The organism is Acidisphaera rubrifaciens HS-AP3 (genome assembly GCF_000964365.1).
GTDB classification, from domain to species: domain Bacteria; phylum Pseudomonadota; class Alphaproteobacteria; order Acetobacterales; family Acetobacteraceae; genus Acidisphaera; species Acidisphaera rubrifaciens.
Genome location: NZ_BANB01000660.1, coordinates 1 through 320, shown reverse-complemented (window position 1 = coordinate 320; position 320 = coordinate 1). Strand labels below are relative to the sequence as shown.

The window sequence follows — 320 nt, the reverse complement described above, 5'->3', positions numbered from 1 at the left end:
TCACCAGCTGCGCCGGCTGCGCCGCGCGCAGGCGCTGGAGCACGTCGAGCCCGCCCATGTCCGGCAGGTTGAGATCCAGCAGGACGATGTCCGGCCGCATCGTCTCGAACAGCGCGAGGCCCTCGGAAGCGGTTCCCGCCTCCTGGATCTCGGTCGCGTGCTCGCGCAGCATCCGGCGCACGCCGCTGCGCACGATCGGATGATCCTCGATCAGCAGCAGCCTCATGCCGCGTCCGCCACGCGGGTGGTCGCCGGCGCGGTCGCCGGCAGGTGGGCGGGCGAGGCGGCGGGTGAGGCGGCGGGTGAGGCGGCGGGCGCCT

Annotated in this window: 1 protein-coding gene; it reads right to left on the bottom strand. The window is 74.7% G+C overall.

Annotated elements, in window-relative coordinates; all coding sequences use genetic code 11:
- The coding region (locus tag B8460_RS16015; protein ID WP_048862614.1) for a response regulator at positions 1 to 226 on the bottom strand (226 nt) is incomplete at its 3' end.
- Between the last annotated feature and the right edge of the window lie 94 nt (positions 227 to 320).